The sequence below is a fragment of the Streptomyces sp. NBC_01717 genome (assembly GCF_036248255.1).
In the GTDB taxonomy this organism is placed as follows: Bacteria; Actinomycetota; Actinomycetes; order Streptomycetales; family Streptomycetaceae; genus Streptomyces.
In genome coordinates, this window is the sequence record NZ_CP109178.1 from 5,040,035 (window position 1) to 5,061,996 (window position 21,962).

General features: G+C 68.3%; 21 protein-coding genes. 6 read left to right on the top strand and 15 right to left on the bottom strand.

The window, feature by feature from the left end; translation table 11 throughout:
• Positions 1-79 precede the first annotated feature (79 nt).
• A complete protein-coding gene (locus OHB49_RS22805) occupies positions 80-640 on the top strand; it encodes a GNAT family N-acetyltransferase (protein WP_329162566.1) in 561 nt (186 codons plus the stop codon).
• A 103-nt stretch (positions 641-743) separates the two neighbouring features.
• Here OHB49_RS22805 and OHB49_RS22810 read toward each other — a convergent pair whose 3' ends face one another.
• The 10 genes from OHB49_RS22810 to OHB49_RS22855 all read right to left on the bottom strand — a co-directional run bounded on the left by OHB49_RS22810 (position 744) and on the right by OHB49_RS22855 (position 10,531).
• Complete coding sequence (locus OHB49_RS22810) at positions 744-2,285, bottom strand: type VI secretion protein (protein ID WP_329162568.1); 1,542 nt, start codon at positions 2,283-2,285, stop codon at positions 744-746.
• A 1-nt stretch (position 2,286) separates the two neighbouring features.
• Complete coding sequence (locus OHB49_RS22815) at positions 2,287-3,705, bottom strand: ATP-binding protein (RefSeq protein ID WP_329162571.1); 1,419 nt, start codon at positions 3,703-3,705, stop codon at positions 2,287-2,289.
• 19 nt (positions 3,706-3,724) lie between these two features.
• Positions 3,725-5,275, bottom strand: a complete 1,551-nt coding sequence (locus tag OHB49_RS22820; protein WP_030972039.1) for an SCO6880 family protein — start codon at positions 5,273-5,275, stop codon at positions 3,725-3,727.
• Positions 5,272-6,651, bottom strand: coding sequence for a hypothetical protein (locus OHB49_RS22825; protein WP_329162573.1), 1,380 nt, complete (start codon positions 6,649-6,651; stop codon positions 5,272-5,274). The genes OHB49_RS22820 and OHB49_RS22825 overlap by 4 nt, the downstream gene beginning before the upstream one ends.
• Positions 6,641-7,513 carry a hypothetical protein gene (locus OHB49_RS22830; RefSeq protein WP_329162576.1) on the bottom strand — a complete coding sequence of 291 codons (873 nt, stop codon included), beginning with the start codon at positions 7,511-7,513 and terminating at the stop codon, positions 6,641-6,643. The genes OHB49_RS22825 and OHB49_RS22830 overlap by 11 nt, the downstream gene beginning before the upstream one ends.
• A 188-nt stretch (positions 7,514-7,701) precedes the next feature.
• Positions 7,702-8,016, bottom strand: a complete 315-nt coding sequence (locus tag OHB49_RS22835; RefSeq protein WP_030924923.1) for a hypothetical protein — start codon at positions 8,014-8,016, stop codon at positions 7,702-7,704.
• A 303-nt stretch (positions 8,017-8,319) separates the two neighbouring features.
• Positions 8,320-8,976: a DUF402 domain-containing protein gene (locus OHB49_RS22840; RefSeq protein ID WP_052189583.1), complete on the bottom strand. Its 657-nt coding sequence runs from the start codon at positions 8,974-8,976 to the stop codon at positions 8,320-8,322.
• A gap of 259 nt (positions 8,977-9,235) precedes the next feature.
• Positions 9,236-9,487, bottom strand: a complete 252-nt coding sequence (locus tag OHB49_RS22845) for a DUF397 domain-containing protein (protein WP_329162580.1) — start codon at positions 9,485-9,487, stop codon at positions 9,236-9,238.
• The gene (locus OHB49_RS22850) at positions 9,480-9,668 is read right to left on the bottom strand and encodes a DUF397 domain-containing protein (protein WP_329162581.1); all 189 of its coding nucleotides are present in this window, start codon (positions 9,666-9,668) and stop codon (positions 9,480-9,482) included. Before OHB49_RS22850 ends, OHB49_RS22845 begins: the two co-directional genes overlap by 8 nt.
• Positions 9,669-9,679: 11 nt before the next feature.
• Positions 9,680-10,531: a helix-turn-helix domain-containing protein gene (locus OHB49_RS22855; protein WP_329162583.1), complete on the bottom strand. Its 852-nt coding sequence runs from the start codon at positions 10,529-10,531 to the stop codon at positions 9,680-9,682.
• 213 nt (positions 10,532-10,744) lie between these two features.
• Here OHB49_RS22855 and OHB49_RS22860 point away from each other — a divergent pair, with 213 nt between their 5' ends.
• A complete protein-coding gene (locus OHB49_RS22860) occupies positions 10,745-11,218 on the top strand; it encodes an ATP-binding protein (RefSeq protein ID WP_329162585.1) in 474 nt (157 codons plus the stop codon).
• A gap of 43 nt (positions 11,219-11,261) precedes the next feature.
• Here the strand turns inward: OHB49_RS22860 and OHB49_RS22865 are convergent, their stop codons facing one another.
• The gene (locus OHB49_RS22865) at positions 11,262-12,761 is read right to left on the bottom strand and encodes an MFS transporter (RefSeq protein ID WP_329162587.1); all 1,500 of its coding nucleotides are present in this window, start codon (positions 12,759-12,761) and stop codon (positions 11,262-11,264) included.
• 123 nt (positions 12,762-12,884) lie between these two features.
• Here OHB49_RS22865 and OHB49_RS22870 point away from each other — a divergent pair, with 123 nt between their 5' ends.
• Entirely contained in the window at positions 12,885-13,634 is a 750-nt protein-coding gene (locus OHB49_RS22870) for a TetR/AcrR family transcriptional regulator (protein ID WP_030972053.1), read from the top strand.
• 102 nt (positions 13,635-13,736) lie between these two features.
• On the opposite strand, the gene OHB49_RS22875 is transcribed toward OHB49_RS22870, so the two are convergent.
• The 4 genes from OHB49_RS22875 to OHB49_RS22890 all read right to left on the bottom strand — a co-directional run bounded on the left by OHB49_RS22875 (position 13,737) and on the right by OHB49_RS22890 (position 18,752).
• Entirely contained in the window at positions 13,737-14,330 is a 594-nt protein-coding gene (locus OHB49_RS22875; RefSeq protein ID WP_329162589.1) for a DUF4328 domain-containing protein, read from the bottom strand.
• Between the two features lie 281 nt (positions 14,331-14,611).
• Positions 14,612-15,676, bottom strand: a complete 1,065-nt coding sequence (locus OHB49_RS22880; RefSeq protein ID WP_030972064.1) for a type III polyketide synthase — start codon at positions 15,674-15,676, stop codon at positions 14,612-14,614.
• Between the two features lie 623 nt (positions 15,677-16,299).
• The gene (locus OHB49_RS22885) at positions 16,300-17,505 is read right to left on the bottom strand and encodes a cytochrome P450 (protein WP_329162593.1); all 1,206 of its coding nucleotides are present in this window, start codon (positions 17,503-17,505) and stop codon (positions 16,300-16,302) included.
• 251 nt (positions 17,506-17,756) lie between these two features.
• Positions 17,757-18,752 carry a DUF1259 domain-containing protein gene (locus OHB49_RS22890; protein WP_234432847.1) on the bottom strand — a complete coding sequence of 332 codons (996 nt, stop codon included), beginning with the start codon at positions 18,750-18,752 and terminating at the stop codon, positions 17,757-17,759.
• A 357-nt stretch (positions 18,753-19,109) separates the two neighbouring features.
• Between OHB49_RS22890 and OHB49_RS22895 the strand changes: the two genes are divergently transcribed.
• From OHB49_RS22895 to OHB49_RS22905, 3 genes are all read left to right on the top strand, one after another.
• The gene (locus OHB49_RS22895) at positions 19,110-19,511 is read left to right on the top strand and encodes a hypothetical protein (protein ID WP_199919193.1); all 402 of its coding nucleotides are present in this window, start codon (positions 19,110-19,112) and stop codon (positions 19,509-19,511) included.
• Positions 19,508-21,307: an alpha/beta hydrolase gene (locus OHB49_RS22900; RefSeq protein ID WP_329162595.1), complete on the top strand. Its 1,800-nt coding sequence runs from the start codon at positions 19,508-19,510 to the stop codon at positions 21,305-21,307. The genes OHB49_RS22895 and OHB49_RS22900 overlap by 4 nt, the downstream gene beginning before the upstream one ends.
• An 83-nt stretch (positions 21,308-21,390) precedes the next feature.
• On the top strand, positions 21,391-21,846 hold the full coding sequence (locus OHB49_RS22905; protein ID WP_329162597.1) for a hypothetical protein: 456 nt from the start codon (positions 21,391-21,393) through the stop codon (positions 21,844-21,846).
• Positions 21,847-21,962 lie beyond the last annotated feature (116 nt).

The window sequence follows — 21,962 nt, forward strand, 5'->3', positions numbered from 1 at the left end:
ACTGGACGGTACGAGCTGAGGTGCGAGGTTGGGCAGGAATTCGATTGCCGGGGGACGCGGGGCGAGACAGGATCGGTGTATGGACTATGTGATTCGGCCCGTACGCGCCGAGGAATGGGCGCTCGCCAAGGAGCTCCGGCTCGCCGCTCTGCAGGATCCCGTGGCACCGGTGGCTTTTCTGGAGACGTACGAGCAGGCCGTCGCCCAGCCCGACGAGTTCTGGCAGGACCGCACGGCCCGTGGGTCGGAGGGCGGTGGTGCCGAGGTGCGTCAGTTCATCGCCGAGGCGCCTGACGGGAGCTGGGCGGGGTCGATCACCGTGCTTGTCGAGCGGCCGGACGATGATCTGCGGTTCGGTGAACCGGCCAAGGTCCACCAGGCTCATGTGGTCGGTGTGTTCCTGAGGGCGGAGGCGCGGGGCAGCGGACTGGCCGAGCAGTTGTTCCGGGCCGGGGTCGAATGGGCGTGGTCACTGGGCGATCCGCGGATCGAGCGGGTGCGGCTGTACGTGCACGAGAGCAATCCGCGGGCCGCTGCCTTCTACCGGCGGTTCGGTTTCGCACCGAGCGGGGAGACCCTCGCCGTACCGGGCGATCCGACGGCGCGGGAGCTGGAGTACGAGATCGTCCGCCCCGCCTGACGTCTTCAGTGCCGGTCGGCACGCTGTGGCCCCGGACCGGAGCAGTCCCGTTCAGGGGCTGCTGCCTGAAGTGCCGTTCCTGGCCGCCGCTCCAGCCACCGAGTCATGGCTGGAGCGGGGACGTCCAGCGGGCTCGGGCCTGTTCCTGCGAGCGGAGCAGGACCAGCGTCGGTAGGGCCTGGTCCTGGTTCGTCGAGAGCAGCTCCGGAAGCTGGGGAAGAGGCGCCACAGCCGCGACGTCGTCGAGGACGAGCGTCATTGGTGGGTCGAGCCGACCGTCGGTTGACCGTGCGGCCATGCGGCGGCCGTGCTCGACCACGTGTGAGGCGAGGGCGGTGAGCAGGGGCATCGCACCGGGGCCGGAGCGAGGATCCTCGATGGGTTCACCTACCACATAAAGAGTGCCCCCTTCGCCCGCAAAAGATTCCAGCGCGAGCGAATCGGATCGGTTCGGTGTGCAGGCCTCGCGGATGTGGATCGAGGAGAGTGCGGCGAACGCCCGTACCGTCAGCTCCTGTGCCATCTCCCTGCGTTCGGGATGACCGGTGAGCGCGGACTCCAGCAGGCCGGCGAGTCCGGAGGCGGCCTTGGTGTGGGTGCGGAGGAGCCGTACCGGTTCATGGGCGTTGCCACCGAGGGCCCAGCGGTGCACCTGGCGGAACGGCCGACCGTCTATGGCGGCGGCGTGCAGCCAGCACTGGAGGAGGGTCTCCGCGGTCTCGGCCGTCATCGCGTCGATGCGGGCCTGCGGCCGGACCGGGGCGAGGAGGGCGATGGCGCGGGCGGCGGCCGTGTCCGGTGCTTCGCACCCGGCGGTGGGGGACCAGTGGAGGCGGGCCGGGGTGTCGCAGAGGTGACCCGGGTCGTAGATGAGGACCGGGCCGAGCTTGGCGCGGGCGTCCTTCGTCTCCGCCCAGACTGTGGGGTCGGACGTGACGACGAGAGCGGGTCCGTCGGCCTCCCGGATGGCCTGCACGACGGTGGGGCGACGGGTGGCCGCCGGGCCGTAGACGACGAGGGGCGTGCGCGGGGAGGGGACGACCGGCGCGAGGGGGAGGAGCTCTGTCCGCACGTCGGCCTCGGCCGGCGCTTCTGTCGCTGTCGTTGCTGCGGCTGTGGTCGCGGGAGCCGGCTCAGGAGCAGGAGCAGGAGCGAGGGACGACGTCGCAGGGACGGTTGCTTCCACAGCCTCCACAGCTACCACCGCGGCGGGCTCTGCTTGCGCAGAGTGCTCCGCGTAGCGCTCCTCATGACGTCCCTGACGGCGTTCTTCGCGACGGCGTGCCCGTACCAGTCGCCACCGGGTCACCACGCCCATCACGAACACCGTCAGCACCATGAGCACCATGAGCTCGCCGATGAACAGGCCCCAGAACAGCCCGTATCCGGAGAGGTCGCCAGCCGGTGTTTCGGGCCAGGCGGCGGTCATGTCGTGCGGGGACGCCGCCAGCCGGCGCATGGCCAGCGGGGTCTCGGTGAAGGTGACGCCCTTCGGCCAGGCGCCGTGTGTGAACAGTCCGGACAGGCCGGTGGCCGTCCAGACGAGGATGGTCAGCCCGAGCAGGAAGCCCAGCAGGCCGACCAGCAGACCGTCCGGGACACCGCCGGTGCCCGGTCCGGTCTGCTGTTCTGTGCGTCCCGCCATGTCATGCCACCGTTGACTCGGACGACTCGTTCAGTCGTTGCTGGTGCTCGATGCGTGCCGCGCGCTGCTCCGCCTCCAGCTCCGCGGCTCGTACGTCCTCCGGCAGGAGATCTGCGGCCGAGGACTCGGTCATGGCGCGGTCCGTGTAGACGAGGGGGCGCTCCGCCTCGGTGATCAGGTGTTTGACCACCTGTACGTTGCCGTTGACGTCCCATACCGCGATGCCGGGGGTGAGGGTGGGAATGATCTCGACCGCCCAGCGGGGCAGGCCGAGTACGCGCCCGGTCGCTCTGGCCTCGTCCGCCTTCTGCGCGTAGATCGTCCGGGTCGAGGCCATTTTCAGGATCGCCGCCGCCTCGCGTGCCGCGGCCCCGTCGACCACGTCGCTGAGGTGGTGGACCACGGCGACGAACGACAGGCCCAGCCGTCGGCCGAACTTGAGCAGGCGCTGGAAGAGCTGGGCGACGAACGGGGAGTTGATGATGTGCCAGGCCTCCTCGACCAGGAAGATGCGCTTCTTCCGGTCGGGCCTGATCCAGGTGTGTTCCAGCCATACGCCGACGATCGCCATCAGGATCGGCATGGCGATCGAGTTCCGGTCGATGTGCGACAGGTCGAAGACGATCAGCGGAGCGTCCAGATCGATGCCGGCCGAGGTCGGGCCGTCGAACATGCCACGCAGGTCACCGTCGACCAGCCGGTCCAGGACAAGGGCGACATCGAGGCCCCAGGCCCGTACGTCGTCTATGTCGACGTTCATCGCCTCGGCCGACTCGGGCTCCGGGTGGCGCAGTTGCTCGACGATGTCGGTGAGCACCGGCTGCCGGTCGCTGATCGCCTGGTTGACGTAGGCGTGCGCGACCTTCAGCGCGAAGCCGGAGCGCTCGTCGAGGCCGTGGCCCATCGCGACTTCAATGATCGTACGGAGCAGTGCGAGCTGGCCGGTCGTGGTGATCGAGGGGTCGAGCGGGTTGAGCCGGATGCCGCCGTTCAGGGCCGCGGTCGGGTCGAGCCGGATGGGGGTGAGGCCGAGCTCCTGGGCGATGAGGTTCCACTCGCCGACGCCGTCCTCGCCCTGCGCGTCGAGGACGACGACCTGACGGTCGCGGAACCTGAGCTGGCGGAGCACATACGTCTTCTCCAGCGCGGACTTGCCGTTTCCGGACTCCCCGAGCACCAGCCAGTGCGGGGCGGGGAGCTGCTGTCCGTACAGCTGGAAGGGGTCGTAGATGTAGCCCTTGCCGGAGTACACCTCGCGGCCGATGATCACGCCTGAGTCGCCGAGGCCGGGGGCGGCGGTGGGCAGGTAGACGGCCTGGGCCTGCCCGGTCGAGGTTCGTACGGGCAGCCTGGTCGTCTCCACCTTCCCGAAGAGGAAGGAGGTGAAGGCATCCGACAACGCGGACAGAGGATCTCGCATGGCGTGACTGCCCTCTCGGTTAGCGACGGATGCCGGTGGCGAACGGCAGCGTGTTCACAAAGGCGCGGTGGTGCTCGCGGTCGCACCACTCCAGCTTCAGGTACGACTTGCCGGCCGAGGCCCGGATCGTCCGCTTGTCGCGGGCGAGGGCTTCGGGTGATCGCGACGACACGGTGATGTACCCCACGAGGTTCACACCGGCCGCGCCGCTCGCGAGATCTTCACCCCGCTGGTCGAGCCTGCCGTGCGCGGCGATGTCGCGCGGGTCGACGGTCCGGTTCATCTTGGCCTGGCGGCTCGCCTCGGCCTCGTCGTTCGTCTTCTCCGTGAGCATCCGCTCGATGGCGACCTCGGTGGGTTCGAGGTCCATGCAGACCGCGACGGTACGGATGACGTCCGGGGTGTGCACGAGGAGCGGGGCCAGGAAGTTGACGCCGACGGGTGTCATCGGCCACTCCTTCACCCATGCCGTGGCGTGGCACCAGGGCGCGCGGGTCGTCGACTCGCGGGTCTTGGCCTGCAGGAACGTCGGCTCGACGGCGTCCAGCTCGGCGGGCCAGGCGTTGCGCTTCGTCATCGCCTGGATGTGGTCGATGGGGTGGTCGGGGTCGTACATCGAGTGCACGAGCGAGGCCAACCGGCTCTGGCCGAGCGGCTGGCGTACCCGGATGTCCGCCTCGGCGAGGCGGGCGCAGATGTCGGTCAGTTCGCGCGCCATGACGACGGCGAGGCCCGCGTCCCGGTCGAGCTTGCGGCCGGCCTGCGGGCGGGCGGCGCGGGCCATGGCGTTGGCCTCGGCGGCCAGTTCGCGGTTGAAGTGCATGCAGGCGACGAGGTAGGCGCGGTGCTGTTCGCTGGAGGTGGAGACCATCGACTGCAGCTGGTCGTACGACTCCTGCAGCCAGCCCGGGGCCGCCTTGTCGCCGCGCTGGGCGACGTCCTTGGCGTGTGCGTCGGGGTCGGCCGGGAGGGTCCGGGCCAGCATCTGAATGCGGGTCACGAAGCCGTCGCCGTTGGCCACATGCTTGAGGAGTGTGCCGAAGCGGTCGACCAGCGCCTCCTGGTCCTCGCTGTCGCGCAGCCCGACGCCGGGTCCCTCGATCTCGATCGCCGCCGTGACGGTACGGCGGTCGGCGTGCAGCAGCACGGCGATCTCGTCCGGGCCGAAGGGCGCGGCCAGCCAGTTGATCCGGCCGATGCCGGGGGGCGGCCCGATCTCGATCTCGCGGCCGTCGGCCCGTACGCCGGCTTCCATGGCGGCGGAACGGTACGTGGTGCCGCGGCGCAGGGACCGCTTGAAGCTGCGGTTGATCTCGAACCATTTGTAGAAGGTGCGGTGCTTGTACGGGACGTACACCATGGCCAGGGCCATCAGCGGGAAGCCGGTGAGGAGCACGATCCGCAGGGACAGGACGGGGACGATCAGCCCGCTCATCATGCCGAGGAACGCGCCGACGATGATCAGCGCGATCTCGCCGGTCTCGCGGTTCTTGCCGACGATCGCGTTCGGCCGGGCCCGGCCGATGAGATACGTACGGCGAGGCGTGACCGGATGGGACTGGGTCGTCAACGCCCTCCACCTCCTGTGCGGTCGTTACCTGAGTTGCCTGTACCGCCGCCTCGGGTGGCGCGGCTGCTGTGCGGGGTGCCCGAGGTGGGCCCCGATCCGCTGCGGGGCGGAGGTGCGGCGGAGGGGACAGATCCGCCGCCGACCCCGCTCCCGCCGCTGTTACGGGAGCTGTGCGCGGCCACCCCGCCGCTGACCGGGTTGGCGGGCCTGCCACCGCTGTTACCGCCGCCCTGTCCCCCGTTGTCTCCGCCGCTGCGGCTGCTGTGGGTCTTGATCCCCTGCGAGACGAGAGCGGCGGGGGAGCTGATCAGGGCGGCGGCCTGGGCGCCGTCGGTGGCCTGCTTACGGTTGGTGCGGGCGCCCTGGATCTCGTCGCCGAAGCCGGGGACGAAGCGGTAGATCATCGCCGAGGCGAAGATTGCGAGCAGGATGATGGCGAGGCCGGAGACGACGGCGGAGAACGCGTTCGGCCCGCCGTCGGAGGAGAGCGCACCGGCCAGTCCGAGCACGATGACGATGACGGGCTTCACCATGATCACCGCGATCATGATGCCTGCCCAGCGGCGGACGTGGCCCCACATGTTCTTGTCGACGAGACCCGAATAGACGACGACGCCGAGGAGCGCACCGACGTACAGCAGGGCCGCCCGGATCACGAGCTCCAGCCAGAGCACGCCCGCGGCGAGGATGGACACGAGCGAGACGACGATCAGCATGATCGGCCCGCCGCCGATGTCGGAGCCCTTGCTCAGCGCCTCGGCGAACGACCCGAAGAAGACATCGGTCTGCCCGCCGGAGGAGGACGCGATGACGTCGGTGACCCCGTCGGTCGCCGAGACGACCGTGTAGAGGATGAGCGGCGTGAACGCGGAGGCGAGCACGGTCAGCCAGAGGAACCCGACAGCCTCGGAGATCGCGGTGGCCACCGGAACGCCACGGATGGCGCGCTTGGCGACGGCGAGCAGCCAGAGGACGAGGGTGAGCACGGTGGAGGCGGCGAAGATGACCGCGTACTGCTGGAGGAACTTGGGGTTCGTGAAGTCGACGTTCGCGGTGCCTTTGACTGCCTCGCTGAGCTTGCCGACGATCCAGGCGGCGGCGTCGGCGCAGCCGCGGGCGAGGGAGGAGAGGGGGTCGAGGGCGTTGGCGGCGTCGTCGGGGGAGGTGGTGCTGGGGCTGCCGGCGTCGCCGTTTTCGCAGTAGTCCTTGGCGAGGCCGACGATGAGGTCGCAGGCGTTATTGCTCTTGCTCGGCGACGGGCTTGGTGTCGGAGTGGGTGCTGCGGAGGCATGGGACGCCAGGAGCAGGACCGTGGCTGGGAGGCTGCCCAGGACAGTCGTGAGTGAGATCGCGCGGGAGCGACGGCTAACGGGCATAGGTGAAGCCTCCGTACTCCTCAACCGCACCGGCGATGTCGTCTGCAGTCGATGCCCGGTTGTCGCCGGTGACCGGCGTCGGGCCCTCTGTCTGGTTCGACGACTCGATCTTCCAGTCGTTCTGGACCCACTTGAGGTTCTCGGTGATGGTGAACCAGGTTTCGGTGACGGGCTTGGTGGATCCCTGCCCGGCCAGCCCGACAAGCCCTGTGCACCAAACCTCGACGGTGGCCGTGTCGCCGCTCTGCTTGACCACCTTGGTGCCAACGGGCACTGTCCGGGAGACGAACGTCAGCCCACTGGGTGTGCTGCCGTCTTCGTTCAGCCCGACGTTCTTGAAGAGACTTGCGGAGTAGGCCTTGTCCATGTCGGTCTGGAGACGCTCGACGACAGCCGGGTCGTGGGTGGCTTGCAGGATTCCCCGACGCGCGGTGGCGTTGAACATCTCGGCGGAACCCAGCGCCACTGCGTAATTGGTTGCCGCGCTCTGCGCCCCCTGCTCGTTATGCGCGAACCCCGACGCGATCTTGCCGTTCTTCCCCGTCACCGGCTTCGTGCCCGTCGCCGCGGTGGGTGCCGCCCCCGCCTTGCCGCCGCCGCTCCCGCCCGAGGATCCGCTGTCGTCGTCGCCCCCGCCCATGTTCGCGAACGCGATAGCCGCGACCAGCAGAACGACCACGCCGACCACCATGGTCAGGGACCGCGAGCTGCGGGCCGGGCGGCGGCTGCCGCCGTAGCCGTCGCCGCCTGTGCCGTCGGCGAATCGGGTACGGGTCTGGCGCGTACCGCCGAGGGTGCTGTATCCATCGTCTGTACGGCCCGAGCGCGAATCGCCGCCGTAGCCGTCGTCGCCGAGACTCATGCCGCGTAGGCCCCCTCAACCATGTGCGAATCCGCGTGGTTCGACGGTAGCCGTGCTGGCTCCTGCGTGGGCGCGGTGTAATGACTCGACATCAGGGAGACGCAACCTCTGTCGGTGGGCACGACGGACGGGTGGTGTGGGAGCGGAACCGGGGCGGGGACGGCGCGTCCGGCCAGGCTGACGGATGGTTAGATGGCCATGCCGTAGACGATGGTGAACAGGGTCCCCAGCGATCCGATGATGAACACACCGGTCAAACCGGCAACAATCAGACCCTTGCCCTGTTCTGCGCTGAACGTGTCGCGCAACGCCGTCGCGCCGATGCGCTGCTTGGCCGCTCCCCAGATGGCGATGCCGAAGCAGAGCAGGATGGCAACGGCCATGACGACCTCGATCATCACTTTGGCTTCGTCGCCCAGGGCTCCGAACGGCCCCCACTTGGGTGCGATGCCGTTGATGATGGTGCTGATACCGCCCTTATCAGTGTCAGCTGCCAGGACCATGTAAGTCACCGCCCCTGTTGGGTAGTTCACTGCCCCTGCCACATAGCACGGGTCACTCTCTATCTTCGCTGATGAAACCGTCCTGGTACGACGACTTGGCGGCTCTCTTTCATGGGATCTCGCACGTTTGACCGGTCCGACCGCCCTGACCTGCGGATCGAATCGGTGTGTGACCACATATATATGGTTACTCTGTGTATCACGGTGGGTGACCCCGGGCAACGATCGGCATCCCGCCACCCTGGCCGAGGCCCGCTTCCTTTCCGTAACTGCACCCATCAGGGCAGGCGGGTTGAGGGGCAGTCAGAGAATGGGGCGGCGGGGCACCGGCGGGCGGGGCGGCGTCGTCCAGGTCCTCGGCGGCCGGAAGTCGCACCAGGAGCCGTCGAAGGGGAAGGTTCCGGCCTCGGCGAGCCGCGCGACTCTCGTGCCCTCGGCTCGGATGGCTGCCGCTTCATCGACCGACCAGTAGACGGGGTGGCCGGTCTTCTCGGCGAAGGACTCCTCGTCCTTCCACTGCCAGGACCGGTCCGGCGCCACGTTGATGTCGAGCTCGTGGTCGGCGATGTCGATGTCGTCGCCGTGGTGGACGCGGCGCTCCAGATTCACGTACCAGCCACGGAACTTCCCCCTGCGTCCGAAGAGCCAGAGCACGGAATGCGCGGCGCCGGAGGGCTGATAGAACAGGGCGCTGCCCATCGGCCAGCGGCCGGGTACCACCGGGTATCCGGCGGCGGGTCGGTCGTCCGGGGCGATGTCGCGAAGATGTGCGCCGCCCGGGAGCTCCGTGCGCCACATGGGCGCACCTGTCTCCATCCACACCAGCTGGCCCTCATCCGTGCGCTCGACGAGGCGTACGGGTACCGAGGCGCTCAAGTGGCCGCCGATGAAGAAGTTCCAGTGCAGTATCCGGCCCGGTACGTCTTCCGTGATGTTGATCGAGTGCGCGAGACGGTTCATGGATCAGTCCTTGCTGCCGGGGCCTGACGGTGGCGATGTGCTCTGTTGTGCCCGGACAGCGGCGAGTTCAATGCGCGGACGGGTTCGTTGCGTAGTGAATATGCGCTGGTCGGACGAACAGGGAACAGTCCCGGAGAAGCAGCCGGTGAGTGGCACATTGCCGTCAGGCGAACGAACGCCCGGTTCCACCGGTACCCCTTGCCGCCGGGACCCGGTGATCCGGACCCGGGCGCGCTGCCACCAGGCCGGAGCCGAGCAATCAGGACGAGGTGGCCGGGCCCTGGTTGTCGACTTCGGCGAAGTGGTCGAACTCGCCGGCCATGACGCCCTTGGTGAAGGCCTCCCATTTCGCCCGGGTGGTCGTGACGATGTTGGCCGGGTCGCTGGTCTCTCGAAGGTGGACGAGCCCGTCGGGGCCGAAGGCGAGCTCGATCCAGGGGCCTGGGCCCTCTTCGCCCTCGGGAGCGGCGCGGACCCAGGCGAGTTCGGCGGGGATCGCCCGGTCAGCCATGGTGGGCGGTGTCCTTGACGGTCCGGATGAGGGCGGCCCAGGCGGCGGGGGTGGTGTGGAGAGTCGCGCCGGTGGGGTCGCCGCTCTCCATGACGTTGATCGTGTTGTCGTGGGCGGCGACGTGTATGCAGGACTCGCCCTGTCCGCAGTACGACGACTTCTGCCACTGGTGCGAGGGCATGTTGGGCTCCTTCACAGGTCGTTGACCAGGCTATGGATGAAGTCACGGGACGTGCCGGGTGTCAGTGCGACCGCCTCCATGCGGGCCAGGAGGAGGCGGTAAGCCTCCAGCTCCGCCTCGGCGTCCACCAGAGCGGGGCCGTGCGACTGGTCCAGGGAGACGGTGTCGAGTCGGGGTGCCGATCCGCGTACGTACAGGATTGTCTGGCCTGATCCGGGATAGGCGCCGATGGCGAACGGGATCACCTGGATCGTGATGTGTTCGCGCTCGCTCTGTTCCAGAAGATGGCGGAGCTGGGCCTTGGCGACGGTTGTGCCACCGACCGGTACGCGGAGTGCTGCTTCGTGGATGACCGCTTGGTAAGGCGGGGAAGCTGTGCGGTCGAGGACGGCCTGGCGCTGGAGCCGGTGGCTCACCCGGTGCTCGATGTCCGAACGGGAGAACTCGGGTACGACCTGTCGAAAGATCTCGCGAGCGTGGTCCGTGGTCTGCAGAAGTCCCGGGATGTGGGACGTGTTGGCGGACTGCAGTCCGGTGGCGTGGTGCTCCAGTTCCGCGATGTCCAGCAGGGGAGCGGGCAGGACCTCGCGGAACGTCTCCCACCAACCGGGCGTGCGCTCCCCGGCGAGATCCAGCAATCCCTGGATGTAAGCAGTGTCTGAACAGCGATAATTGCGAGCCATGGCGTGAAGTCGCTCCGGGCTCACGCCGAAACGGCTCGCCTCGATGTTGCTGAGCTGGGCCTGGCTGATGCCGAGCAGGCGCGCGCCTTCAGTGGCGGTGAGTCCTGCGCGATCCCGCAACCTGCGCAGCTCTGTCCCGAGGCGTAGCCGCCGGACGCTGGGTGTGCCTCTGAGCGCCATGCGTCAACTCTCCTTGTTGGACACCGTGGTGATGGCGTCACTCACACGAGTGCTTCTCTCAAGCAATTGTCGATCTGGCAAATAGTTTATGCGGCGAGCCGCTAGCTTGAGGTCCAGGCCACCCGCCCGGAAGTACCCCGCTCGACGGAGCGGCCTCGTCACCGGGCAACCAGAAACGCACGATCCAACTTCCCTCCGCGATCGGAGACTTCCATGGTTCCGGCCACCGTAACGCCGCCCTGGTCGTACACCCTCCAACTCCCACAGGATCCCCGTGCCCCCGGCGTTGCCCGCACCACCCTCCGTACCGTCCTGCGCGTACACGGCATGAGTGAGCTCACCGAGACTGCCGAACTCCTGGTGAGCGAGCTGGTCACCAACGCGTACCTGCACTCCGAGGGCCCGTACTCCCTCCGTCTGCGCGATGCCGGACGGCATCGGATCAGGCTGAGCGTCTGGGACACCAACCCGTGCATCCCGGCACCGTTCGAATGGAGCGCGGAGGCCCCGGCGGAGCTCGCCGAACGTGGGCGCGGGCTCTATCTCGTGACCCTCTGGGCGGACAGTTGGGGCGCGTACCCGATGCGCGGCGGTCTGCCGGGGCAGGGCGGGAAACTGCTCTGGGTGGAGTGCGCAGCGAAGGCGGAGGAAGAGAGGGAGCACGGGTGGCGGGGCCTCATCCGATGACGCGGATGAGGCCCCGCTGGTGGGCGCCGGTCGTTCGGCGACGTCAGGCGACGAGTTCGGACTCCTCCGCCGGGGCCGCGGCAGGCGCGGGCTTGGCGTCGCGCATGACCAGGGTCGCCAGGAGGGCGGCGGCGAGGACGCCGATCGCGCTGACGGTGAAGGTGGCCGACATCGAGGCGGTGAACGCCTCCCGGGCGGCGTGGACGAGGCCGGTGTCGCCGTGGGCGGCGGCCAGTGCGCCGGCGATCGACTGCTTGGCCTGCTCAGGTGCGTCGGCCGGCATCTCGCTGCGGAAGCCGCTCGTCAGCAGCGAGCCGAGGATCGCGATGCCGAGCGCCGTGCCGGCCTGCTGGATGGTGTCGTTGAGGGCGGAGCCGACGCCGGCCTTCTCCGGCGGGATGGTGCCCATCAGTGCGCCGACCGCGGCCGGCATCGCGAGGCCGGCGCCGAGGCCGAGCAGTCCGAGCGCGACCGCCGGGACGGTGAAGCCTGAGTCCGCCGAGACGGTGGCCAGCAGTGCGAAGGAGGAGGCCATGACGAGCATCCCGGCCAGCACCAGGAAGCGATTGCCGATCTTCGCGGCGAGTCCGGCGCCGGCGGTGTTGCCGATCAGTGCGGCGACGGCCAGCGGCACGAACGCGAGGCCCGCCTTGACCGGCGAGTAGCCGAGGACGAACTGCAGGTACTGGGTGAGCACCAGCAGCAGGCCGCCGTTGCCGATCTGCACGAGGGTCAGCGAGAGCGAACCGCCGCTGAAGTTGCGGTGCTTGAACAGGACCAGCGGCACCATCGGCGCGGGGGTGACGTTCTCCCAGACCACGAACCCGCCGAGGGCGATCACTGCGACGGCCAGGGTGATCGCCGAGCGGCCGCCGAAGGCGCCGTGCTGCGGGAGTTCGATGATCCACCAGATGAGGGCGGTCATGCCGGCCGCGGACAGCACCGCACCGAGCGGGTCGGGCTTCTGCCACGGCCCCTTCGACTCCGGCATGAGGACGAGGGCCGCCAGGACGGCCAGTGCGACGACCGGGACGTTGATGAAGAAGATCGAGTGCCAGGAGAAGTGGTCGATCAGCGCGCCGCCGAGCACCGGGCTGCCGACCAGACCGAGCATCGACACCGAGCCCCACGCCGCCATCGCTTTGGGGCGTTCCTCCTCGTCGAAGACGGTGATGAGGATCGACAGCGTCGAGGGCATGATCAGCGCCCCGCCGACGCCCATCGCGACCCGCGCTGCGATCACCTCGCCGGGGTTCGTGCAGAAAGTCGCGGCCAGTGACGCCGCTCCGAAGAGCAGCAGGCCGATGATCATGATCTTTCGGCGGCCGAACCGGTCGCCGAGGCTGCCGGAGGTGAGCAGGAGCCCGGCGAAGACCAGGATGTAGGAGTCGAGGATCCACTGGATGTCCTGGGCGCTCGCGCCGATGTCCTCGGTCATCGACGGCACCGCGACGGTCAGCGCCATGCTGTCGATCACCAGGACCAGCGTGCTCAGGCACAGCACGACGAGGATCCACCAGCGGCGGGGATTGCGGGTTTCCATGGGATTTCCTTTCGGCTGCGCACGCTGTTCCTTCGATGCGAACACTGTACGCAGATGGGTACGGCGTTCGCAAGCATCCCTCATGTACGCTGAATGCGAACGGTGTACGCACTAGGAGGCGCCATGACCGCCAGGACGAACCCGATCCCGTCCGTGTGGGCCCGGCAGCAGCCGACGCCCGACCAGCCCGCACTCAGCCGGGCCGCGATCGTCCGCGAGGCGATCGCCATGCTGGACGCCGACGGCATCGAGGCACTGAGCATGCGCAAGCTCGGCGCCCGCCTGAACGCCGGCGCGACTTCCCTCTACCGGCACGTCGCGACCAAGGACGAGCTGATGGAGCTCGCGGTGGACGAGGTCGCCGCCGAGATCGTCGTCCCCTCGCCGGACTTTGCCGGGCAGGACCCCGAGGCCGACAGCCCCGACTGGCGCGCCGCCGCCACGGAGGCCGCCCGGTCCTTCCGGGCGACGGCCCTGCGCCACCCGTGGCTGTCCTCGGTCCTGGGGCAGGCGGGCCTCGCCTACCTGGGCCCGAACCTCATGTCGTTCTCCGAGCGGCTGGCCGCCCTGTTCACGGCCGCCGGCTTTCCCGAGCCGAGCCGTGCGATCGACACCGTCCTGTCCTACGTCATCGGCATGAGCACCACGGAGGCGGCCTGGCTCACCACGGTCGCCCGCTCCGGCGAGACCGAGGCCGCCTTCATCGCCCGTCTCATGCCCGCCGCCCAGCAGGCCGCGGCCGGCCACGACCACCTCGCCGACTCCTACGCCGCCCCCCTGGCCCTCGACCCCGGTGAGATCCGCGAAACCAAGTTCGCCTACGGCCTGGACGTCGTCCTCGACGGCCTGGCGATGCGGCTTCCGCGCGACTGAACCCGAACCTGCGAAGTCGGGTGTCGGCGGGCGTCGGATGCTGGCCTCGGGCCGGTCGGCACACCGCTCGGTGCCGACCGACGCGTAACCGCTGCAGGGTGCTCAGACAGCCGCTACCTCGGCCGGTGTGTACGTGGCGACCGCCCTCGTCTGCGCGGCGGTGATCCGCTGGATGACCAGGATGACGAAGACCGCGGCGATCAGATACACAGCCTGGCTCACCACTGAGAGAACGACGGAGTCGGCGTAGCTCGCGGTGCTGGCCATCGCGGATCCCACCATGTGCGCGATCCACGCTGCCCACCAGGCGTTGATGAGCGTGACGGTGGTGTCCGGGGCGGGGTCGTGGCCGACGGCCCGGTGGATGTCGAGAGCTATACGACGGGGCCGCCACCACATCAGTACCGGCGTGAACCAGGCGCCCACCGCCCAGCCCGGTGTGTGGGCGAACGGGCCGACCGACAGTGCCTGGGCGTTGTACCGGCATCGGCGGAACCAGAGCAGGAAGGTGACGAGCGTGGCGAGCCCCACCAGGGCGGATGCCGACACGTAGCGGGAGTAGAAGAGCCCGTCGTCCGTCGCATCGAAGAGCTTCGGCCGCGTGGGGTCGAGCAGGGCGTGCAGCCCTATGAGGATCTGTGCGGCCCGCGCGAGCGACTGAGGGCTGCGGGGGACGGCATCGGATGGTCTTGTCATGGCCGGTGAATGTAGACCATCGGGATCGGCCGGATTTCGGTGGTACGCGTACGGGTGCGGGCGGGCGGGGCCGCGGTTCGGGCAGGGCGTGGATATCCGGGTCTGTGGGGCGCCTTGCCGGCTCTGCGGGCCGCCCGTGGCAGCAGGCGATGGGCTGTTCCGCACGTACTGCCCCCGGTCCTCAAGCTGCGCAAGGCGCCTGAGGACCGGGGGTCGGGGTGGTGTGTTCGCCGGGCTTCCGGGTCGGGTTGCCGGGCGGGCACACCATGCTGTTGTGCGGCTCAGCCCTCCGCCTCGGGCTCCGAGGTCCAGGTGCCCAGGGAGATCTCGGCGGTGATGCCCGGTCCGAAACCGGCCATCATGCCGCGCTGGCCGTGGAGGGCTGATGCCTCGTCGAACATGCGGGCCAGGGCGTCGAGTACCACCGCGCTGGCTATGTTGCCGTACTCGGTGAGCGTCGCCCGGCTGAAGCGGAACGCCTCGGGCGGCACGTCGAGGAAGAGGCTCAGGTCGTCCAGGATGCGCGGACCGCCCGCGTGGATGATGTAGAAGTCCAGCTTGCTGGCGTTCCACTGGTGCTGCTCCGCGACGGCCTTGAGGGCCGGGGCGAGTGGCTCCATGGTCCCGGGCACGCGCTTGTCGAGCTGGAAGTGGAAGCCCGTGGACCGGACGGCGTAGGAGATCCAGTCCTCGGTGTCCGGGATGATGTACGAGCCGTTGCGTTCCAGGCGGATCCCGGTGCCGCCTTGGCCGCGTACCACTGCTGCGGCGATTCCGTCGCCGAACAGCCCGTTGGACAGCAGGGATCCGACACCCAGGTCGGTGGGCTGGTAGCACAGCGAGCAGAACTCGCAGGCGACGATGAGGACGTTGGCGTCGGGGTAGGCCGTGCAGAAGTCGTGGGCCCGGTTGACGGCCGCACCGCCTGCGGCGCAGCCGAGTTGGGCGATCGGCATCTGTCGTGTCTCCGGCCGGAAGCCCATCTTGCCGATGAGCCAGGCGGTCGGCGGAGGCATCATGAAGCCCGTGCAGGAGACGTAGATGATCAAGTCGATCTGTGACGGCTCCAGTTCCGCCTGGTCGAGTGCCTGGCGGACAACAGCCGGCACCCGGTCCTTGGTCTGCGCCTCGTAGACGATGCTGCGGGCGTCGAACCCCGGGTGCTCCAGCACCTTTTCGATCGGCTGGATCAGGTGCCGTTTCTGCACACCGGTGTTCTCGATCAGACGGAGGACGAGACTGAGCTGCGGATGGTCGCCGTGCAACCGTTGCGCCAGTTCGAGTGTTTCGTCCTTGGTGATGACGTACTCGGGAACTGCGATTGCCGGCTTGCAGAGTACCGCCATGGATCTCCTCCTAGCGGACGGTGGTCCACACGGCCGAGCCCTGAACAGATCTGGGACATCCGCCGATGGACGGCCGCCACTGCGGCGCGGTACGCGCGGGATCGCGCGAAGCGGGTCGTGGGTGGTTGCGGTGCCGCGATTCGATGTCCCTGGAGTGGGCGCGGACGGGCCGACCGACGAAATACCAAGTTCTCACCGTATGGACAGAGGGTTTTCCGCCACACCTTGGCTGGCCCTCGCATCACGCTACGGCAGGCAGATGAGGGTCGCATTTCGGGCAGAACGCGCTGTCGGGACGGCCCCGATCGTTCCGGGGTCTGCCGCCTTGCCGGGGGTGACTCCGGGCCGGTCACGGCCCCTTCCGGGGTCGATGACAGCCCTTTCCCCGGTCGCGGCGAGCGGTCCCCGGAGCCGGGTGTTCTCCGGCCCGCGCACGACCCGTCCCGCCGCCCCTGACGAGGCGTCCCGTGAGGGTCGGGACGCACCGCGCCGGGCGGGGCGTGGCACCACACCGGCGGGGCGGCCCCGCCGGTGTCCGCGTGCCGTTGCGGCGCCGCTTCACCTGATCGGCGCCGCCCTCGTTGCCGGACGTGAGGGGTCGGTGGCTTGCTGGAATACCGACGTCACCAGGTGACGGGAAGTGCGAGCGGATAGCGCCAGATCGACGTCTTGTTCCAACGCACTTCTTCGGCCGGCTTCGCCAGCCTGAGGTCCGGGAAGCGTTCCAGGAGGGTTCCGAGTGCGACTTGGAGTTCCGTGGCGGCAAGTGGGGCGCCGAGGCAGTGATGGCCACCCCAGCCGAAGGTCATGTGGGACGGACCGTTGCGTTCCAGATCCAGCTCGTCGGGCCGGTCGAACTTCCGGCCGTCGCGGTTGGCCGTCAGATAGGAGACGTGCACGATGTCTCCCGCTCGGATCTTCACCCCGCTCAGTTCCGCGTCCTCCAGGGCGACGCGGGGGATGCCGACACCCTTGCGGAAGGGGATGAAGCGCAACAGCTCCTCGATGGCCTGCGGAAGCATCTCGGGACGCTCGCGCAGCATGGCGAGCTCCTTGGGCCGGGTGAGCAGGGTGTAGGCGATGTTCCCGATCTGGTACGTGGTGGTGTCCTGGCCGGTGATGAGCAGGACCATGGCCATGACGGTCAGTTCCTGGTCGTTGAGGAGCTCGTCCCCGTCGCGGGCGGTGGCCAGCGCACTGATCAGGTCGTCGCCCGGGTTCTCGCGCCGGTCCGCCGTCAACGTCTTGAAGTAGGCACGGAGGTCGGCCTTGGCCCGTACCGCGTCGTCCCGGTTCTCGATGGTGGTGTCCATCATGGTCCGCGCGTGAGCACGCAGTTGCGAGCGGTCGCCCTCGGGAATGTCGAGGACCTCGCAGATGGTGGTCAGGGGCAGCGGGGCGGCCAGGTGCTCGAATAGGTCGGCCGGCGAACCGTGCTCCTCCATCCGGTCCAGCAGCTCATCCACGACATGCTGGGTACGGACCTGCATGCGTTCCATGTGGCGCGGCGCGAAACCCTTGGAGATCAGGCTGCGCAGGCGGCTGCTGGCCGGAGGGTCCATCACGTTGATCGCCTCGTCCTGAACGATGGGTTCAGGAGTCATGCGCGGGAAGTCCTTGCCGATGATGGCGCTGCGGCTGAAGCGCCGGTCGGTGGTCACCGTGCGCACGTCGTCGTAGCCGGTGACGAGCCATGCCTCTCCGTCGCCGTGGGGCAGCCGGATGCGGGCAACGGGTTCTTCGGACTGCAGCTGCCTGAGCAGCGGGTCGAATTCGAGGGCCTCGGCATAGTCGAACGGGCAGTTCCGCGGGGTGGCGACTGGTTCCATACGGAGCTCCAGATATGGGTTCTGAGGGGCGATGCAGCACCTACCGGGATGAAGTAGGGCATAGGTATGTCGTGGGTACCCCGCCGACCGCCGGGGCACGCACCACTGTGGGGCAATTGGCCCACATCAAGGGGTCGCGGCCCGCCCGCGGTGATGTCCTGCGGGGCTGGTGGGGGCGGGGCGGCCGACAGCGAGGAACCGTCACCGGCAGCGCGGGGATGCCGTGGGGGCAGCAATCCGCCGTCTGCTCGTCATACGCCGCTGGTCGGCACCACGTTGGTCGCATCCACTGCGGGGCGCAGCGCTTCGGCGAGCTCCACAGCGTCGCCCACGGCCCAGAAATGGGTGAAGAACAGGCGGGGACTCTCCGTCAAGTGGTGGTTGTGCAGTTCGACGAGTTCGATCCCGCCCCGCCGCAAGGCTCCCAGTACGTTCTGGACCTCCTCGGCGAGCATGACGCAGTCGCCGCTGAGTGCTGCCCTGCCGTTTCCCAGCGGCTGGAAAATGAACGCGCTGGTCGCGCCCAGACCGGAGGGCAGTACCAGATGGCCGTCGCAGATCGTCTCGCGGCGGGCGAAGACGGCCTTGTAGACCACGCCGTCGCTGGAACCCTTGGCGCCCAGCGCAGCTTCGATTCCGGCGATGTCCAGGTCGACGGGGCCCGGCGGGCCGGACGGAGTCGCCGGCGGGATGCCGGTGCGTTCGAATCCCGCGCGCAGGCCGCGCGCCAGGGCCAGTTCGTCATGACCGTGTCCGTGGACGTGGACCCACCAGATGTCGGGGCTATGGGCGGGCAGATGCTTGTGGAGCGCGGTCTGCGCGATTCCGTTCGCCTGCCAGGCGTCGATCACCTGCTGCAGTTCCCCCTCGGTGACCGCCACATCGCCCATGCACATCGTGCTGCCGTCGGCGTAGCGGACGAAGGCCACGTGCGCACCCAGTGCGAGCTCCGGCGTGATGACGATGTCGCCCTCGACGACGACGCGAAGATCGTCGCGGGGGAAGGGGGTGTGGTACGTCGTCCCTCGCAGCAGGTTGCCGCTGCGGCCCAGCACATTCGCTACGGCCGCCCAGTCCGCCATGGTGGTGGTCACCGGCTTGACCCGCATGTGAGGCCAGGCCCCGGCCGCACCGTCGGGCATCGAGCGAGCGGCGGCCGGTCCCGCCCCGGCCAGCACCGGTGCCAGTGCGGCAGCGGCCAGCACGCTCCGTCGAGACGGGGCCGCCTGCTTGTCTCCAGTTTTCATCTGATCTCCTCCATGGCGAGATGAAACCATGAGAAATGTGTGTTATTGGTATCGACTTGGCCTTATATGGGCCATACGTGTCTTTTCGGCCTGTGATCGAACGGTGCCTCGAGTGGTGCCTTGAGCGGTGCTTCGAACTTGATCGCTTGTCGCGAGGGTCCTTCGGCCCCGCAGAGGTCCGCGGTCGGATCGTTGACCGAGGGCTCGACGGCCCACCATTCGGGTGAATCCTGCTGGGGGTGATGCGGGCGACGGGCCTTGGGATTCAGGGCCGTACGCCCGTCCCGGGTGCTGCCGCGGTCGGCGTGTCGGGGGCGCCGGATTTGGCACAGTGCCGCTCCACGATCAAGGAGCGGGGTGAGCGGTGTGGCCGTGGTGGGTGGGCAGAGGCAGAGGCTGCGTGATCTGGGCGGGGCAGGGGCAGGGGGAGGTGGTGGCGGCGGGGATGAGCTGAAGCACAGCGATGGACCCTGGATGCGGGCCGCCGGGGGAGCGGATGCGCTGCACACACAGCTGGGTCCGGTGAAGTCCGAGCTGGAGACCGCGCACGAGGGCGTCGTGGCGGGGACCGCCGGACTGGAGGCGCTGACCGAACTGGGCGCCGTACGGGCGTCGTGGCAGCGGCGGATCGAAGCCGCGCGCGGCGAGTGCCGGAGCCTCGCCGGGAATCTGCGGGACGTCGCCCGTGCCCAGGGCGAGACGAACGAGGCCGTGAGGCAGTCCTTCGCACCGGTGGCGGCGCGCGGTGGTGGGCAGTGACGTCGACGCTCACTTGGTCGCAGCTACGCGACCTGAAGTGCGCCGAGCTGGAGGGCGCGGCCGACGGGTGGGGCCGGGCGAGCAACCGTGCCGACGCGGGCCGGGACAGTATCGACAAGCGGCTGATGAACGGCTTGCTCGGCACGCAGCAGGGCGAGGCGGCCGATGCGGCGGTGGCGCGGCTACGGCAGCTGAGCCGGAACTTCCAGTACGTGTACACGGAGTGCGGCCTGCTCCGTACCGCGCTGAACAGCCTGGCGCACGAGATGGGGGCCCAGCAGCGGGCGCTTCAGGGGGCGTTGGCCGATGCGGACGCCCTGAAGTTCACGGTGCACCCGGACGGGTCGGTGACGTATCCCGAGGCCGGCGAAGGCCTGATCGACGGGAAGCCGCTGCCGGGCGGGACGGCGAGCGGACGAGGGTTACCGGGTCTGCTGCCGCCCTCGGGGCTCGTCGCGCCCAACCCGCATGCGGCAAAAGCGCAGGAGATCGCGGACCGGGTGGAGAAGGCCGTGCGGACGGCCAAGGAGATCGACTGGCGGTACACAGGGATCCTGCGGAAGTTGAAGGCCGAGGAGGGGCTGAAGGTCCCCGACGCGACCTGGACGGACGCGGCGACGGACGCGGCAGCCGTACGGGGAGCGGCGCGCGGATACCTGAAAGACGCCATCCCGCACGATGCGAGCCCGGCCGAACGGAAGGCGTGGTGGGCCGGTCTGACACAGGAACAGCGGGAGGAGTACCTCGCGGTGTACCCGGACCAGATCGGCAACCTGGACGGGATCCCGGCGGTGGTACGGGATGCGGCCAACCGGGACAACCTTCAGCTGCTGATCGGGAAGCTGGAGGGGCGGGACGACGAGAGGGCGGAGACGCAGTTGGCGGGGCTGCGGGAGATCGAGCGGCAACTGCACCTGCCGCGCAAACCTGGTGAGCCCGCCATGCATCTGCTTGGGATTAGCGACGAGGGAAACGGACGGGCAATCGTCTCGTTTGGCAATCCGGATACGGCCAGAAATGTGTCGGCATATGTTCCGGGGTTGAACACTTCGCTGGATAAGGACTTTGCGGAGGGTGACCTCAAGCGTGCTCGTGACACGGCGATCGGAACTCGTTATCTCGATCATTCCAGTGCAGCGATCGTCTGGCTTGGCTATGACGCACCACAGACGCCGGACGGAATTCGGAGCTTGGCGGTAATGGGTGACGAAAGGGCGGAGAGGGGTGGCAGTGTATTCAACGGATTTATGCGCGGCCTGGTGTCTACGAATGAGAATGAGGACCCGCACCTGACGGTCATTGGGCACTCGTATGGCTCCCGCACTGTCGGAGCAGCCACACAGCAAGGCAACGGGATTCCCGGAGTGGATGACATCGTCCTCGTAGGCAGCCCCGGTGTCGGTGTGGACCACGCCGAGGATCTCGGGATCGGAAAGGATCACGTCTTCGTCGGGGCGGCCGAGAACGACGTGGTGACCAAGCTCCCATCCAAGCAGCAGACTGTTGTCGGCGCGGTGGGGTTGATCGCTGGGGGGCCATCCGGTGCCTATTTCGCTGGAGATCTCGCCGACCCGGGAGATGATGATCTCTGGTTCGGCAAGGACCCGGCTAGTCGGGAATTTGGCGCGAAGCGCTTTTCTGTGAATGAAGGGCCGGATTTGATCAGCGGAAGGGGATTCTCGATCGATGCACACTCCCAGTACTTTGACCCGGACAGAGACGCAGTATCGGCAAGCAGCATTGCTCTAGTTGCTGCAGGGCGCTCACAAAAACTTAAGACGGAGGAGTATCGATGAGACTCCTATTACGGGTCGCGACGGCGGCACTTCTGCTGTGTATGGCAATCTCCGGTTGCGCGAATGGAGGGAAGCGGACGGATATGAATATGCAGGAGGCGGCGGTCCGGGCCGATGGAATCCTCGACGCCGTACTGAAGGAGATTGAACCGGAAGTGCAGTGGACACATGGTCCGACCACCACCGGCACGTGTGACTTAACTCGAAGGCGCGCAGTAATGACCATCGTTTCGGCAGGGCGCCGCGGCAGTTTCCTGGGCGTAGTGGATCGCTTCTGGCGAAAGAGCGGCTACAGGATCAAGGCTGTCAACAACGATGAGGATGTACCGGCGATCTTTGCTCAGACGAAGGACGGATTCGGGGTCACTCTGATCATCGGAGGCGAAGGTCAGGCGTTCTTCGAGGTCGACAGCCCATGCGTGGAGAAGTCGGAGGTTGCCGATTCCACCACCCAGCCGAATGGGCCCAGCTATCCGGGTTTGGAGATTCTTCCGCGTCCCAACGTCCACTCCGACTTCTGGTCGGCCGGCGCGTCCTGACGTTGTGGAATTTGAGACTCATTTTGGGTCCTGGGGCCCATGCCCCGTCCGGTGCCTGTGTGGTCGCATACGTGCGGTGGCGGACCGGCCGCTGATCACTGCGCCCACTCACGAGG